Annotated in this window: 12 protein-coding genes; 3 read left to right on the top strand and 9 right to left on the bottom strand. The window is 56.3% G+C overall.

Features of this window, described 5'->3' with window-relative positions; translation table 11 throughout:
- Positions 1-16 precede the first annotated feature (16 nt).
- The 7 genes from BCS37_RS09760 to BCS37_RS09730 all read right to left on the bottom strand — a co-directional run bounded on the left by BCS37_RS09760 (position 17) and on the right by BCS37_RS09730 (position 9,188).
- Positions 17-949 (bottom strand): NAD(P)/FAD-dependent oxidoreductase, encoded by a 933-nt coding sequence (locus BCS37_RS09760; RefSeq protein ID WP_069181252.1) that lies wholly within the window; start codon positions 947-949, stop codon positions 17-19.
- A gap of 295 nt (positions 950-1,244) precedes the next feature.
- Positions 1,245-6,023: a TonB-dependent receptor plug domain-containing protein gene (locus BCS37_RS09755; protein ID WP_069181251.1), complete on the bottom strand. Its 4,779-nt coding sequence runs from the start codon at positions 6,021-6,023 to the stop codon at positions 1,245-1,247.
- 297 nt (positions 6,024-6,320) lie between these two features.
- The gene (tsaA, locus tag BCS37_RS09750; RefSeq protein WP_069181250.1) at positions 6,321-6,722 is read right to left on the bottom strand and encodes a tRNA (N6-threonylcarbamoyladenosine(37)-N6)-methyltransferase TrmO; all 402 of its coding nucleotides are present in this window, start codon (positions 6,720-6,722) and stop codon (positions 6,321-6,323) included.
- A 12-nt stretch (positions 6,723-6,734) separates the two neighbouring features.
- Positions 6,735-7,667: an asparaginase gene (locus tag BCS37_RS09745; RefSeq protein ID WP_069181249.1), complete on the bottom strand. Its 933-nt coding sequence runs from the start codon at positions 7,665-7,667 to the stop codon at positions 6,735-6,737.
- A complete protein-coding gene (locus tag BCS37_RS09740) occupies positions 7,664-8,032 on the bottom strand; it encodes a nitrous oxide-stimulated promoter family protein (protein WP_069181248.1) in 369 nt (122 codons plus the stop codon). The genes BCS37_RS09745 and BCS37_RS09740 overlap by 4 nt, the downstream gene beginning before the upstream one ends.
- Before the next feature lie 152 nt (positions 8,033-8,184).
- Positions 8,185-8,547 (bottom strand): PTS glucitol/sorbitol transporter subunit IIA, encoded by a 363-nt coding sequence (locus BCS37_RS09735; protein ID WP_069181247.1) that lies wholly within the window; start codon positions 8,545-8,547, stop codon positions 8,185-8,187.
- A gap of 68 nt (positions 8,548-8,615) precedes the next feature.
- Positions 8,616-9,188: a flavodoxin family protein gene (locus BCS37_RS09730; protein ID WP_069181246.1), complete on the bottom strand. Its 573-nt coding sequence runs from the start codon at positions 9,186-9,188 to the stop codon at positions 8,616-8,618.
- Between the two features lie 141 nt (positions 9,189-9,329).
- Here BCS37_RS09730 and BCS37_RS09725 point away from each other — a divergent pair, with 141 nt between their 5' ends.
- From BCS37_RS09725 to pflA, 3 genes are all read left to right on the top strand, one after another.
- Positions 9,330-10,490, top strand: a complete 1,161-nt coding sequence (locus BCS37_RS09725; protein WP_069181245.1) for an MFS transporter — start codon at positions 9,330-9,332, stop codon at positions 10,488-10,490.
- 150 nt (positions 10,491-10,640) lie between these two features.
- Complete coding sequence (gene pflB, locus BCS37_RS09720; RefSeq protein WP_069181244.1) at positions 10,641-12,890, top strand: formate C-acetyltransferase; 2,250 nt, start codon at positions 10,641-10,643, stop codon at positions 12,888-12,890.
- Positions 12,877-13,632 (top strand): pyruvate formate-lyase-activating protein, encoded by a 756-nt coding sequence (pflA, locus tag BCS37_RS09715; protein WP_069181243.1) that lies wholly within the window; start codon positions 12,877-12,879, stop codon positions 13,630-13,632. Before pflB ends, pflA begins: the two co-directional genes overlap by 14 nt.
- Before the next feature lie 171 nt (positions 13,633-13,803).
- On the opposite strand, the gene holA is transcribed toward pflA, so the two are convergent.
- Together holA and BCS37_RS09705 are read right to left on the bottom strand one after the other, a co-directional pair.
- Positions 13,804-14,850, bottom strand: coding sequence for a DNA polymerase III subunit delta (gene holA, locus BCS37_RS09710; protein ID WP_069181242.1), 1,047 nt, complete (start codon positions 14,848-14,850; stop codon positions 13,804-13,806).
- Complete coding sequence (locus BCS37_RS09705) at positions 14,847-15,473, bottom strand: MBL fold metallo-hydrolase (protein WP_069181241.1); 627 nt, start codon at positions 15,471-15,473, stop codon at positions 14,847-14,849. The genes holA and BCS37_RS09705 overlap by 4 nt, the downstream gene beginning before the upstream one ends.

Below are 15,473 nucleotides of genomic sequence, written 5' to 3'. Positions count from 1 at the left end.
GATTTCCTCCTCTGTATCACTTATTCAAACTTGCCAGATACTTCTCTGCATGGAGCGCGGCGGTTGTGCCGTCGGCTGCGGCGGTTGTGAGCTGGTGGATCTCCTTGACGCGGATATCGCCCGCGACAAAGACCCCCGGGATCTCTGTGCGGCAGTTCTCATCCGCCGCGATGTAGCCTGTCTCCGTCAGTGCTATCTGCCCGACGAAGAGATCCGTATTCGGCAGCACGCCGATGTTGACGAATATGCTGTCCACGGGCAGCGTCTCCGTCTTGCCCGTGTCCTTGTGCAGGAGATCGACAGACGTGAGGCGCTCCTCGCCGTTGAGGTGCTCGATTTCCGTTTCCAGCATGACCGTCACCTTCGGATTTGCATAGAGCGTATCCTGCGAAGATTTGTCTGCGCGCAGCTGCGAGCGGTGGATGAGATAGAGGTGACTTGCGTACTTCGTGAGGAAGTTCGCCGCATCGACCGCCGCGTTGCCGCCGCCCATGACCGAGATCACCTTGTCCTGATACGTGTGTCCGTCGCAGAGCTCGCAGTAGTGTACGCCGCGATTGAAGTAGTGCGGCTCCTGCGGCAGCGGGAGCTTGCGGCGGTTCATGCCCGAGGCGATAATGATCACGGACGTTTCGTAGATGTATGTCTCCGTCTCGACGATCTTCGGCGTAGATTTGAGGTCAACGCGCTCGATGCGGTCGAACTCGTCGATCTGGGCACCGAAATTTGTCGCCTGCTTTTCGAGCGTTCCGATCAGCTCCATCCCGCTCACGCGCTCAAAGCCCGGATAGTTCTCAATGTCCGCCGCCGTCGCGATCTGCCCGCCGACGAGCGAGTTCTCGAGGACAAGCGTGCGGAGGTTCATGCGGCCGCAGTAGAGCGCGGCGGTCAGTCCAGCCATGCCCGCGCCGATGATGACGACATCCTTTTGAATATGTTCCTTTGCCATGGATTCAGCTCCTTTAATGGATTTTGACTTTTTGATTATTATAGCATGTTTGTCAAGATGTGACTGTGATAAATCACACAAAAATAGCCCACACTCCACTGTGGACTATCTTTGCTGTGTATTATATTTTAGGAGAGCTTTGGAAACATCCGAGGACGTTCCCTAACGAAAGCCTGTATAAAATATAGCACATAAGAGAATGAAAATCAATAGGCTTTTGAGAAAAATTTTCAGCAATGCTTTAAGCGCAGAAAACTTGTGGAGTTGGAGAAGTACGGATCGATTCTGCGGTCCCTTAGAAATTATAGGTCAGACGTACGCCCGTATAGTTTCCGAGGGAGAACTTCTCACTGCCGTATATGGTGTCGCGTGTACCGATCCCCTTCGCGTCAAACGTGTAGAACATCTCGACGAGGAGATTTTCAATCGGGACATAGCCAAATCCGAGGGAGAAGCTGCGGATGCCGTCGAGGTAGCGGTCGGGGAGATATCCCGTGCCGTTGCCGCCGAAGAACGAACCGTGCTCGAAGTACTTGTAGTCGGCGAAGGCATTCCAGCTTCCCTTGACTGCCATATCGCTCTTGCCGATATCAAGACGCAGTGTCCAGAAATGCGGCGTGCCGCCCATCGCGTGTCCGTTGATCTTGAACTGATCCGATCCGGACGTATGCTCGTAGATCGTATGGCCGTTCATGTGGCGGCCGAACGCCGTGCGGTTCTGACCGTAGTCGAACGAGATCGAGGCGTTCTTGCCCATCTTCCACTTCGCACCGATGCCTATGACACGCGCAAGCTGCGTATAGTCATAAACATCGTTGCGTTTGCCGTTCGCATGTTCCGCGTGGTAGGTGGGATTGCCTGTCGACCCAAGATACCAGAGCGAGATGCCAACATTCGGCGTGAGTGCGTGCTTTGCCTGAAGGAAGATCGCCTTGTTGATGGGTGGGATGCGGTCGGCTTCGAGGACTGTACCCTCTGCCTTGATCACAAGCCCCGTAAATTTTCCGAGAGCGTCACGCGGCATCAGACTGCCGTACTCTGTTGATTGTACACGCTGTCCGACTGCGCTGAAATACTGTTCTACCGCTCTGGAGAGATTATTGGAGGTAATAGGATTCGAAAATTCGTCTTCAAAGTTGTTGTAGTGCAGAGCATTGTAAATATCATCGTCAGAATCCGTAATCTGGACGTTACTCGCACCCGGGTGCTTCTCCATCTGAACGATTTTCTTCAACACCTCGTGTAGGCGCGCCTTATTTCCTGCCCACCATTGTTTCAAGGCGGCGGAACCGTCTCCGTCCAAGGCGTTTGGATAGTCCGCCATGGACATGTAGAGTGTTGTTAAATCTTCCGGATGGCCTCCTATCCATGCATTATAATCGAAGTTCCAAAGAGAATCTGTCTGCTCCACACCATGTTCATCCGTATATTTATAATTGAACATCATCGGCGGATCCATCTGTAAATATGAATCACCGGTTTGTATGCCGCCGGCTTTCAGGAAATCTTTGCCGTACGCGCCCACCGCGATATCATACATACGCTTAACAATGGCTCTCTTCTCTTCGATTGTGGTAGCTGCTTCAAGCTGCTGATAGAAATTCATCTTGTCATTTGCTTCGGCAACAGGAGCAGGCGTCGTGAATGTTGTATATAGATCAGAGACGTTCAGCCCCACAAATTCAGCCATTGTCGGCGGACGATAGAATACCCTGTGTGTCGCATGGGTATAGGCAGAGTCGGAGATGCCCGTACTGTGTTTGAAATTACCGTAGCCGAGCTGTATCTGCGTATGTGCATTCGTCCAGGTGGCACGGATGCCGTCGTACTCCTTGCCGAAGTAGTAGCCTGTCACGCCGAGCCGTTCGTTGAGCCGTCCCATCGAAATATCGAGATTACGGTTATGGTAGGTGATATCGAAATTGCTGATGCGCAGATGATTGAGCCCCTTTGACTGCGGGATGTCGGTACGCGTGCTGACACCGCTCTTGCCGGATGCCTCGGCGAGTGCAGTGATGTTCAGATTGTCGCGGACACGCGCATCAAAGCCGAAGCGCAGACGCTGCGCAAAGCCGTGCTCCTTGCGGTCGAGCATATTCTTCTCTGCCGACCCGACGAAGGAGTCTTCCGTCATCTTGATGGGGGGGCGATCCGCACCGCCGTGCGAATCCCACTCGAACTGATAGTCGCCGATGAGATCGATGCCCTTCAGCTTCTGTGTATTGAACGGGCGGGCAAAGATCTCGTCGGGTGAGCCCTTGGCGAAGGTGTTGTTGGTCTGCGCGAAGAAATCCTTCTCCGCAGCCGCGTTCTGCGCGGCACGCTCTGCCTTCTCCTCCTCGGTGAGCGGCGGCTTTGGCCGTGTATTGCTGTCGGGACCGAACTTCAGATTGACACCGAGGCGGTATACTCTCTCCTGTGTTGCGCGGTCATCGTCGCGGTGGTTGAAGAGATTGTCGATGCCGAGATAGACCATGGCGTCATCCCCGAGTTTCTTCTGCAGCATCAGATTCCAGATACCGAAGGTCTTCGTCTGATAGCGCTGCGCACCCGGCTTGGCGTACTGATTGGCGAAGATATAGCCGCCGTTCAGATCAGTGTCCATCTTCATGTAGTTTGCGTTGCCCGTGACAGAGTTGCTGTCGAGCATGTGAATGTAGTAGTCGCCCCAGAGAGAGGCGCGGAAGCCGCTCTTTACATCCTCGTAGTCGATGCCAATGTCGAGTTTGTGCTGCGGCTTGTCGAGCAGCTTGCGCGGCATATTCGGATCGCTCTTGTTGATGGCATGCAGAAAGGTGTAGCCGAGCTTTGTCGACCAACGCTTGCCGAGCTTATGCTTGACCTCGAGTTCAAGTCCCGTGATCTGCGCCTTGCCGATGTTCTTGAAACTGTAGAGCATGTCGGGCGGATAACCGATCTTTTCGGCGCCTGTGACATTCGGGTGGAAGTCGATGTTGTAGCCCGTGTAGTAGGTCGTCATGTAGTTGCGGATGGTGTTGTGGAAGAGGTTCACCCGCATGCTGGTGTTCTTCGTCTCTGCTTCATAGCCGAGGTCGAAGTTGACGGCCTTTTCCGGCTTCAGATTCGGGTTGCCCGTCCAGTACCAGCCGAGGCGCGCACGATCCTGATCGACGGGGCTGCCGCCGTACATCTCCCAGTTGTAGTAGAGTTCACCCATACCAGGCTCTGCATAGCTCGTGCCAATGTTTGCCTTGAAGCGGCGCTTCGGATTGCCGCCAATGTTGTGCGTGATGCCGAAATTTGCCGTCACATTTGTGCCAAAGAGGCTGCTGTGGTCCATGCGCAGGATCGGCGTGAAGATCGTATCGTTGTTCAGCATCCATGTATCGCCGACGACGAAATGATACTTGTTGATGGTCGCTTCACCGACAATCAGCTGATTTGCCAAGGACTGCTGGACTTCGGCAAATCGCTTTCCGTTGAGCGTATAGTTATAGTTATTCGGGTCGTAATAGTATACGAGACCGTGCCAGTCATAGACAGCACTGCCTCCGGGCATGAGGTGACCGGAGTTTTCTTGATGTATTTTGGCATTGAATTCGTTATAGCGTGCACGTGCTTCGGGGGTCATATTGTTCAATATTTGGGTGAAACTCGTTTCGTTGCCATTGTTGGAAAAACGTAGGTAATCTTCCTGTGTAAACGACGGCTTATAGGAATTTGGATCGCTTCTATTATAGTTATAAAGCTCATAATCCACATCCCAACGCAGACCTCGTTCCGGGTCGGGCGTAAGTTTATGCGCTTGGATGAAGGATGCGATCGTACCTTTTTTCAGACCGAATGCCGGGGCATCTCGCTGTACCACCATCAGACTTTTATCATAATCCCACGGATCGATCTTCTTGAGATAGGTCTTCGGCGCACTCTTGAGACGGCTGCCCGAGCCCGTCTCGTGTGCATAGCCGAAGTTATACATGAGCAGATGCTTGTCGTTCAGCTGGGTATTGAACGTCGCCTCGAGATTCATCTGCGCGTGATCGACGTTGTCGATGTAGTTCAGCATATTCTTCCCTGTATAGGAAGATCTGCCGTAGTTGCTCGTCAGCGTCAGATCGTCTTCGAGCATGCGGGCATAATTGACCTCGATATTCCAATCGGTGTCCTTGTTGCGCCCCTCCCAGCCAACGTTGTAGCTGTTGCGGCCGGACTTGCGGCTGTAGTGCTGCTGCGGCTCCATGATGGAGTCCGTACGCTTGACATAGCGGTTGAGGTCTTCGGTATAACGTTCCATACGGAAGTTGAACGAGTTGTTCTTATTCGCCTTGTAACTGCCGATCAGACCTATGTTTGCCGCATCTCCGTAATAGCGCAGACTGTTGTCTTCGAAATCGGTAACGTAGGACGCGAATCCGGTCTTTATACGCTCCTCGGAGCCGTAGACGGGCATGATGTCGCGCTTGCTTCCGTAGAGACCGAGCTGAGCCTTGCCCATTGTACCGGTATCGGCACGCAGAAAGATGTTTTGGTAGGGCAGGTCGGAATCGTTTTCTGTTTTGCGCCCCTCCGCGTTGAATGAGATCTTCGGCTCGTTGTCAGCTTTCTTTGTGATGATGTTCACCACGCCGCCGATGGCATCCGAGCCGTACTTCGCGCTCGCCGCTCCCTGGATGATCTCAATGCGTTCGACGTTCTCCGTGCCGAGACGCATGACCTCGTCCGCCGCACCGTAGTACTTGGCGAAATCGCCCATAACGGGCTGACCGTCCACGAGAATCAGAGTGTGGCGCGGCTCTGCACCGCGAATCGATACACCGACACGCCCCATCGCATCCACCGTGCGTGAGACGCCGGTCTCGCTGAAGATGATTTCCTCGACGGACTTTGCCTGCTTCTTCTCGATGTCCTCCTTCGTGATGATGGTCTTCTGCTGGGATTCGTACTTTGCCTCTTCCTGTGCGGCATCCACCTCCACGTGAATGTCCGCAGTAGAAACACTGCTCCCTCCTTGTGTACCATCGTCCGCATAAGCGGAATAAGCAGGCAGGGTGAGCCATGCAGTGATTGCGTAAGAGAGCAGACGCCGTGAGCGCTTACTCTTTTTCCGAACCATGTGATCCTCCTTTGTACTGTGACTATTATGTTCCGCTCCATCGGAACGCTTTCGCACGCACTCTAATGCATTTTGGTGAAAACGTATCAAAACAATATGCTTTTTAGCGGATTGAATGAAAACGATAATCGCATTAAGTTGACGCATGAAGTATTATAATGGTGAATGGGATTCATTACAAGTACATAACGGAAAAATTTTTGAATTTTCTTTTCTAATGAAGCAGACAAAATGAACTTCATATCAAAAATGGACACCTTGTTTATTAAAAAACAAGGTGTCCACCATATCTGATATTTATGGTATCGATATGACATCCATTTTTGTATACGGTTTGATGTCAATTACACTGCTGCCGTCGAGTGCATCAATATTTTTCACGCGGAGGATGTTGCCCTCGCACTCGATGAGCTCGGCGATACAGAGGGAGAGGGGGTTTGGGCGCCCGGGAGAGCGGGCGGCGAAGACCCCGTGAATTTCCTTTGCGGCGGGCGGGATGGTCTTTAGGAGGTCTCGTTTCGCCAGATGCGCCCAGTAGAGGACGATGAGGTATTTATTCTGCTCGATGCGCAGGAGTCCGTCGGCGTAGTCCGGATGAATCTCGATCTCTGAGATCTCCTCGCTCATGCGTCCCTGCCTCGGGATGTCCGTGAGGTTCTTGTAGGCATTGTGGATGATGCCGATTTCTTGAAGCTGCATCATGTCCTCCTTTTATGTGAGCGTCTTTACTGTCTCGCCCGCAGGTGTCTCCGCGAGGAGCTGCATCAGGCGTGTGTAGAGTGCCTCGATGGGGAGGCTGCCGCCGGAGAGTGCACCGAGCTCTGCCGCGCGGACACCCACCTCGTAGCGCGAGATGTCCGCGCCGTCATAGACGCACTGCGTGGTGAGGACGATGGTGCAGGCGTGCGTGCGCGCGCGAGCGAGCGCGGGCAGGAAACTCTCCGCCGCATCGTCGCCGGGGACACTGCCGAGGCCATAGCCCTCGAGGATGATGCCGCGATAGCCCGCTGTGATATGTGCATCCAAGACACCGGGCTTTATGCCGGGGTAGAGGCGGATGACGGCGACGTTCGTGTCGAGTTCGTCATGGAGGCGAAAGGGCGCGGGCGGCGCAGACGGGGCGGAGATGTCAATCTCTGTTCGCCCGATGCTGCGAAAGGCATCGTCGGCGAGTGCGTACATTTTCTTTGCGGCATTTCCTTGGATCAGCCGCCCTCCGAATGCGATGCAGACACCCGCGAAGCCGCTGCATGCGGCAGTGTAGGCGAGCCGAAGATTTCCCTCGGCATCGGAGCCGTCTATACCGAGCGGACGCTGTGAGCCGGTGAGGACGACGGGGCGGTCGATGTGCTCCAACATATAGTAGAGTGCGGCAGAGGTGTACGCCATGGTATCGGTTCCGTGCGTGACAATGAAGCCGTCGTATGCCGTGCGGCATTCTGCAATTTTGCGTGCGATCGTCTGCCAATGCGCGGGGGCGATATTCGTAGAATCAATGGAGAGGAGGTCCATGACCTCGATCACGCCGTCTTTTGCGCCAATTACTGCGCGCATATCCTCGGCGTGGAGGGCTGGACGCAGACCGTGCTCTGTCTGACGCGCGGCGATGGTGCCGCCCGTGGCGAGGAGCAGGATTTTCTTCATGAGCGCATCTCCTTTTTTTCGCGTTTTCGTGCCTGATGGTCGAGCCACATATGATGAATCGTCATGAGCGGATGATGCAGGAGCATGCGCGGCCCGCTCCAGCGCATGACCGCGCGGATCGCCGCACGCATATCGCGGGAGTAGCAATGCACGGGACAGGCGGAGCAGAAGGACTTGACCTCCATGCGCGGACAGTGCTCGACACGTCCGAGCGCGTAGTCACGCAGACGGCGGCAGTCAGGGCAGAGCGCATCCGTGTCCTGCGGCGTGCGCGTGCGATCGGCGTGCTTGTTGCCGCGGCAGTAGATGGCGATCATCTTTGATATCACCTCAGCTTCGAGGACGCGTTTTTTTTCGGTATCCATGTGGTTCCCCTGTTCTTTTGGAAAATTCGATAAAAAAGTTTTATTTTCAGTATACTATGCAATAAATATTTTTTTCAAGTGTGGGATGTACTTTTTTGCATAAAAGAATGCCGCAGGCGATATGTGTGCCTGCGGCATTGTTCTGCGGCTCTTTACAGAATCTCGAGGGTATCGCCCGTCATGATGCGCGGAAACCCTGTGCCGATGAGGTGAATCTCGCCGGGCTGCACGTCTGCACCCGTGTCCTCATTCTCGAAATGAAGGGTGACGTGTCCGTGTGCGCGCAGATTCGCATTTGCGTCCGCGCCGACACGTGCGACCTTGTAGCTGCGCTCAGCGATGACGATTGTGTCGCCCTCCCTGACATCCTCGCTCAGCGTGTCCTTTGTGTGAGAGACAACCATGTTCTCGTAGGAGTAGGGCACATCCTTGTCAAAGATGATGAGGTTGCCGCGCGTCTGGAGCAGCTGAAGCGCGAAATCTCCGATGGCGGTGAATGTAACGTGATACTTCATAAGATCCTCCCCTTCTTGTTTTAATCTTATGCTTATTTTACCCCATTACAAAAAAGATGGCAAGAAGATTATTTTTGAGGAGACGCAGAGGAGGCGTGTCTGCGTGCCGCCTGTTCCCGACGAAACTTTTCGAGGAGGTCGAGCTTGTGCTCCATCTTGTGGACAAATTCGCGTGCGGCGGCACGATCCTCTTCGTTCGGGTGTTCGGCAGCGCGTACCCAGCGCTCCTGCGCCTCAGGGCTGTTGTGCGTATCGTCGGGATCGGACTTCCTGCGGCGGGCGATGAGCGCTGGCGAGAGTTTCCCCTGTGCGGAGAAGGTGCCGAGGATCTCCGTGTCTTCACCGAGAAGGTAGGCGGCACGAGCGAACGAGGTGACGGCGTGCTCGGAGCCGACGTCTGCGCCGTGCGTCTGGAAGAGGATGACGCACGCATTTCTGACCTTTGGCAGGTATGCCTTCATAAGATCGTCGGGACCTCCGCGCCGCAGCCAGTAGCCGAGCGCGACGACCTCATATGCGGATAGATCCGCCGGTGCGTCCTGCACGCGGAAGAGATCTGCGCCCGCCGTGCCCGCGATCTCTTCGGCGATGGCCTTTGTATTGCCCGTGGTGGATGAATAGATAACAGCCCATTTCCTCATTATGAATACTCCTTTACTTTTCCTGTGGCTTTGTTACAATACATTACATCATATTTTCTAAGGGGATGCAAGGATGTAGGTCACAGGAGAAGACAGCACCGCAGAGAATGCAAAAGGACAGACTGGCAGGGGGAATCCGGCATGAAACAGAAAATACGGCACGCGACGGCACTGCTCTCGACGGGGCACGCGATGGTGGATTTTTATGCGAATTTCCTGCCGATCCTCCTGCCGCTGCTGATCCTGAAATTTGATCTGTCGCTGACCATGTGCGGTGTGCTCGTAATGGTCGCGTCTGTGACGACGAATATGCTGCAGCCGATCTTCGGCTACCTCATGGACAAGCGCAATTTCAGCCCTCTGCTCCCATACATCGTACCGCTTGCTGCTGTTCCGATCTGCATGGTCGGTTTTGCGGGGCATATGGCGCTGCTGTTTCTCCTCGTTGCCGTTACGGGGGCGGCGACGGCGGCGTATCATCCGCTCTCCTCGATGCTCGTGGGGCGGACGGCGGCAGAGGGGCGCGGGAACGGCATGATGAGTTATTTCATTGCGGGCGGCAACGCGGGCATGGCGTTTGTACCGCTTGTGCTTGTTGCATTTTTGGAAAAACTGTCGCTGAGTGCGCTGCCGCTTCTCATCCTGCCCGCTGCTTTCATGGGCGCACTCTTTGCGCGGTCAGGGCTGTGCTCCGTCTCCTCTCTGCCGGAGCATGCGGCGACGGAGTCCCCCAAGCTCATGCATATTCTGCTCGCGCGCACGACGATCACACTGAACCTTGCGATGGGCCTGCGCTGCTGGACACACGGTGCGTTCGGGACATTCCTGCCGCTGCTGCTCGTCGGAAATGGGGAGGATACGAGCGCGGCAGGGCTCTTTCTTACGATCTTTATGGTGGGCGGCATGACGGGCGGACTCGTCGGCGGGAATCTCGCGGACAGGTTCACGGGACGCGCGATCATCGTGAGCTTCCTTGTGCTCAGCATACTGCCCTGCGCGTATTACTTCACACATGTGAGTACGGATGTGCTCGGCGGCATCGTCCTCTTTGCCGCAGGATTTTCCCTGATGGCACCGCAGCCGAGCTCGATCATCTGGGCGCAGGAGGCACTGCCCGAGAACGCGGCGATGGCGTCGGGCATGATGCTCGGCATGTCGTTCGGGCTCGGCAGTCTCGGTGTCGCGGCGACGGCAGCACTCGGCGATCACATCGGGCTTGGTGCCGCACTCCTTGTCTCCGTCATTGCGCTCCCGCTTGCGGCGCTGCTCGCGTATATCACGCCGGAGCCGAAGAATAGGTGACATATACATAAATTATATTTTTCATGAAAAATATTGATAGCATTTATTTCCTCCTTTCTATTGAAAAGTGAATGCGATTCAAGTATTATGAAAGCATCGAATGGGGAGTTATTCTCAAAACATTTTTTACGGCAGAACAGGAGGCATACCATGCTGCAGAGCAAGAGCTGGGACGGTTTTGAAGGGGGCGTCTGGCAGGAGGAGGTCAATGTCCGCGACTTCATTCAGCGCAACTATACGCCGTACGACGGCGACGAGTCCTTCCTTGCGCCGCCGACGGACGCGACGAACCGTCTGTGGGCACGCGTGCAGGAACTTCAGAAGGAGGAGCGCGCAAAGGGCGGCGTGCTCGAGATGGAGACGGAGGTTGTCTCAGGGCTGACGGCATACGGTCCCGGCTACATCGACCCCGCGATGAAGGATCTTGAGAAAGTCGTCGGGCTTCAGACGGACAAGCCGCTGAAGCAGGCGTTCATGCCATACGGCGGTATTCGCATGGCGGAGGAGGCGCTCGAGAACTACGGCTACAAGGTCAGCCCGAAGCTCCACGAGATCTTTACGAAGTACCACAAGACGCACAATGCGGCGGTGTTCGATGCGTACACGGACGAGATCCGCGCAGCACGCCGCAGCCACATCATCACGGGGCTGCCCGACACATACGGGCGCGGGCGCATCGTGGGCGATTACCGCCGTGTCGCACTCTACGGCATCGATCATCTCATTGCGTTCAAGCAGGGCGACCTGCTGAACTACGGCGACGGCATCATGAGCAACGATGTCATTCAGCAGCGCGAGGAGGTCGCGGAGCAGATTCGTGCGCTGAAGGGCATGAAGGAGATGGCGCAGATCTATGGCTTTGACATCTCCGCACCGGCAAAGAATGCACGCGAGGCGGTGCAGTGGCTGTACTTTGGCTACCTCGCGGCGATTAAGACGCAGAACGGCGCGGCGATGAGTGTCGGGCGCATCTCGACCTTCCTCGACATCTACATCCAGCGTGACCTCGCACGCGGCATCCTCTCCGAGGAGGAGGCGCAGGAGCTGATCGACCATATCGTGCTGAAGTTCCGCATGGTGAAGTTCGCGCGCATCACGTCCTACAACGAGCTGTTCTCGGGTGACCCGATCTGGGCAACGCTTGAAATGGCGGGCATCGGCATGGACGGCCGCCACATGGTCACAAAGAATGACTTCCGTTTCCTCCATACGCTTGAGAACATGGGACCCTCTCCCGAGCCGAACCTCACCGTGCTTTATTCTTCGAAGCTGCCGGGGAAGTTTAAGGACTACGCGGCGCGCATTTCTATCCGTACAAGCTCGATCCAGTACGAGAACGACGATGTAATGAAGCCCGAGTGGGGGGACGACTACTCGATCTGCTGCTGCGTTTCCGCGACGCAGACGGGTAAGGAGATGCAGTTCTTCGGTGCGCGTGCAAACCTCGCGAAGTGTCTCCTCTACGCGATCAACGGCGGCATGGACGAAAAGAGCGGTGCGCAGGTCGGCCCTGCCTACCGTCCGATCCGCACGGAATACCTCGAATACGACAACGTCATTACGAAGTATGAGCGCATGATGGACTGGCTCGCGCACGTCTACGTCAACGCGCTGAACATCATCCAGTATATGCACGATAAATACTACTACGAAGCGGCGGAGATGGCACTCATCGACACGGACGTGCGCCGCACGTTCGCAACGGGCATTGCGGGCTTCTCGCACGTCGTAGACTCGCTGTGCGCGATCAAGTATGCGAAGGTGAAGCCGATCTACAACGACCGCATCGTCGTGGACTACGAGGTCGAGGGCGATTTCCCGCGCTACGGCAACGATGACGACCGTGCGGATGAGATTGCGAAATGGGTGCTCAAAACCTTCCTCTCGAAGATCAAGGCGCGCCACACCTACCGTCACTCGGAGCCGACGACCTCGATTCTCACGATCACGTCGAACGTCGTCTACGGCAAGTACACGGGTGCAATGCCTGATGGGCGCAAGGCGTGGACACCGCTCGCGCCGGGCGCAAATCCGAGCTATGGCGCGGAGTGCTGCGGGCTGCTCGCCTCGCTCAACTCCGTTGCAAAGCTGCCGTACCACTGGGCACTCGACGGCATCTCGAACACGCAGAGCATGACTCCTGCCTCGCTCGGCCACAATGAGGACGAGCGCGTGCAGAATCTCGTAAGTGCGATGGACGGCTATTTCGATCAGGGTGCGCACCATCTGAACGTGAATGTATTCGGGCGCGAGACTCTCGAGCATATCATGGAGCACCCCGAGGATCCCGCCTATGCGAACTTCACCATCCGCGTCTCGGGCTACGCGGTCAAGTTCATCAGCCTGACGCGCGAACAGCAGGAGGATGTGATCGCGCGTACCTTCCATGAGCATATGTAAAGGCAGAATCAGCGCGACAGAGAGCTTCGGCTCGGTCGACGGCCCCGGCATCCGCTTCATCGTCTTTGTGCAGGGCTGCCGCTATCGCTGTCAGTACTGCCACAACCCCGAGACATGGGAGCGGGAGGGCGGTTATGAGGCGACGGCGGAGGAAATTTTTCGGCAGGCGTGGCGGTACCGCCCGTACTGGAAGCAGAAGGGCGGCATCACGGTGAGCGGCGGTGAGCCGCTGCTCCAACTCGAATTTGTGACGGAGCTGTTCCGCCTGGCAAAGGCAAAGGGCGTGAACACCGTCATTGACACGGCGGGCGAGCCGTTCACCTATGACGAACCGTTTTTTAGCGTGTTTGAAAATCTCCTGCCGCTTACCGACTTGTTCCTGCTGGATCTGAAGCAGATTGACGATGAAGTGCACAGGGCACTCACGGGTGTATCGAATGAGAGTGCGCTTGCACTGGCTCAGTTCCTTTCGGAGCGCGGCAAACGGATGTGGATTCGCCATGTGCTCGTGCCGGGATGGACGACGGGGGCGGATGATCTTCACCGTCTTTCGGACTTTATCGCAGGGCTAAAGACGGTCGACCGCGTGGAGGTGCTGCCCTATCACGCGATGGCACTCCACAAGTATGAGGAGCTGCGCCTGCCGTATCGGCTCGGGGACACGCCCGCACCGACGGCGGAGGAGATTGCCTGTGCGGAGAAGATCCTGCGCGTGGGGGAGTATACGGGATACTTGAGATAAACGAAAAGAGAGGCACTGCACGGCGCAGTTGCCTCTCTTTTCATGTTCCTTTCGTTGCCGCCTCTAACACGGAAAGGAAGTGTGTCGACCAGAGAAACGTTATCTCTGTCGCAGCAAGTGTAGTTGCCTACTACGTTTATAATATAACATCTTCTCTATATCATTGTAAGGCTATTTTCGGCACAGCCGTATCAAGGCATCCTCCAACAATTCATCTCCTGCCTGCCCCGTTTTCAGCAGATAGTCCGCGTCGGCGAGGGAGAGTACGGCGCGTTCGAGTGTTGTCTCGGAGAACTCCTTTGCGTGTCCCCCAAGTTTTTCGGCGATGAAGGGGTGAAGCCCCATGATCTTGCCGAGCCCCTTCGGCGGCGTGCCGCTCATCAGCAGACGCTTTGCCTGCCAAAGCTGTCGGACGTGGCGCACGAGGAGGGCGAGCAGGACGGTGAAGTGTACGCCGTCCGCACGACAGCGTGCGAGGAGGTCGAGTGCCTGCCTGACATCGCGTGCACTCACGGCATCCATCAGCGCGAATACGGACACCTCGGGCATCTCCGAGAACGCCGCACGCAGATCGTCCTCTGTGAACTGGGGATTGTCTGTGTAGAGCGTCAGCTTTTCCAGCTGGCGGTCGAGGAACTCAAGCGAAATCGTTGGCATAATGCCGACCACATTCAGGAAAAATGTGCGTGCCTTCGGGTGCATGGAGCGCCCCATCTCGCGCAGCCGTCCGTTGAGCCAGTTCTCCACCGTCCACGGGCGTACAGGTTCACTCTCCAGGACGCGCCCGTATTTTTCGACGGTCTGGTAGAGCTTGCGCCGCTTGTCAGGCTTCGCGTCGAGGGTAAAGATGACATAGGTGGTCGGGAGGAGATCAGTGAGGCGGTCAATCAGTGCATCCGTCGCCATATCCTTTGATGTGGGGGGATCTGTGTCCTCGTCCTTTTTTTTCGCTGCGCGAAAGATCGCTGCATCGCGCACAAGGACGACGATCTTGTCCGTGAAGAACGGCGCTGTTTCGAGCGACTCCATCAGTGCATCGATGGGCGGCATCTCCTCGTAGCGGATGAGTGCGTCGGCGCGATCCTCGTGGCCCGGCAGGAGGCGACGCAGGATCGCCTCCTCCGCGCGCCGCGTGTAGTAGCTTTCCTCACCTGCGAGCAGAAAGACGTGCGGCAGCTCGCCCTTGGAGAGCAATGCCATGAACTCTGCGTAGTTCATCGGCGGTAACGTGCCATCTCCGCGCCCACGGTGGTTGGCTCCGTGTGCCCAGAGTAGAGGACGGTCTCGTGCGGCAGGGCAAAGACCTCGCGTGCAATGCTGTCCCAGAGCGTCTGCTCATCGCCGCCCGGGAAGTCCGTGCGGCCGACGCTCGCGCAGAAGATTGTGTCGCCGACAAATGCCACGCCGTCCCGTGCGCTGTAGAAGATGCAGGAGTCCGTTGTATGCCCCGGTGTGCAGCGCACCTCGAGCGTACATGTGGGATTTGCAGCGAGTGCGATGATTTCCCGATCGGCAAACGTCGTTACATCCGTGAGCGTAACCTTGCCGCCGCCCCAGAGCGAGAGATTCCAGTTTGGGTCGCTGTAGTAGCGCGGGCTGTCCTCGGCGGCATAGATGGGTGCGCCTGTACGCGTGGAGAACTCCTCCGCGCCGCCGATGTGGTCGAAATGACAGTGCGTGAGCAGCAGCCGCTCGATTGTCCAGCCGTGCGCCTCGGCATGGGCAGCAAGACGTGCGCCCTCTGCGCCCGCGTCGATGAGGAAGCCGTGTTTTGTCTCGTCGTCAATGTAGAAGTAGGAATTGGTCGGGATCATATCGCCGACGGTCACGCATTCGATCAT

It is taken from the genome of Selenomonas sp. oral taxon 920 (assembly GCF_001717585.1).
Taxonomy (GTDB): domain Bacteria; phylum Bacillota; class Negativicutes; order Selenomonadales; family Selenomonadaceae; genus Centipeda.
This window is presented reverse-complemented; position numbering and strand designations above follow the sequence as displayed.

Excerpts from the sequence above, each read along its gene's own strand:
- holA (WP_069181242.1), bottom strand. The coding sequence starts at position 14,850 with ATGAACTACGCAGAGTTCATGGCATTGCTCTCCAAGGGCGAGCTGCCG.
- BCS37_RS09760 (WP_069181252.1), bottom strand. The coding sequence starts at position 949 with ATGGCAAAGGAACATATTCAAAAGGATGTCGTCATCATCGGCGCGGGC.
- pflB (WP_069181244.1), top strand. The coding sequence starts at position 10,641 with ATGCTGCAGAGCAAGAGCTGGGACGGTTTTGAAGGGGGCGTCTGGCAG.
- BCS37_RS09725 (WP_069181245.1), top strand. The coding sequence starts at position 9,330 with ATGAAACAGAAAATACGGCACGCGACGGCACTGCTCTCGACGGGGCAC.
- BCS37_RS09730 (WP_069181246.1), bottom strand. The coding sequence starts at position 9,188 with ATGAGGAAATGGGCTGTTATCTATTCATCCACCACGGGCAATACAAAG.
- pflA (WP_069181243.1), top strand. The coding sequence starts at position 12,877 with ATGAGCATATGTAAAGGCAGAATCAGCGCGACAGAGAGCTTCGGCTCG.
- BCS37_RS09745 (WP_069181249.1), bottom strand. The coding sequence starts at position 7,667 with ATGAAGAAAATCCTGCTCCTCGCCACGGGCGGCACCATCGCCGCGCGT.
- BCS37_RS09740 (WP_069181248.1), bottom strand. The coding sequence starts at position 8,032 with ATGGATACCGAAAAAAAACGCGTCCTCGAAGCTGAGGTGATATCAAAG.
- BCS37_RS09735 (WP_069181247.1), bottom strand. The coding sequence starts at position 8,547 with ATGAAGTATCACGTTACATTCACCGCCATCGGAGATTTCGCGCTTCAG.
- BCS37_RS09705 (WP_069181241.1), bottom strand. The coding sequence starts at position 15,473 with ATGATCGAATGCGTGACCGTCGGCGATATGATCCCGACCAATTCCTAC.
- BCS37_RS09755 (WP_069181251.1), bottom strand. The coding sequence starts at position 6,023 with ATGGTTCGGAAAAAGAGTAAGCGCTCACGGCGTCTGCTCTCTTACGCA.
- tsaA (WP_069181250.1), bottom strand. The coding sequence starts at position 6,722 with ATGCAGCTTCAAGAAATCGGCATCATCCACAATGCCTACAAGAACCTC.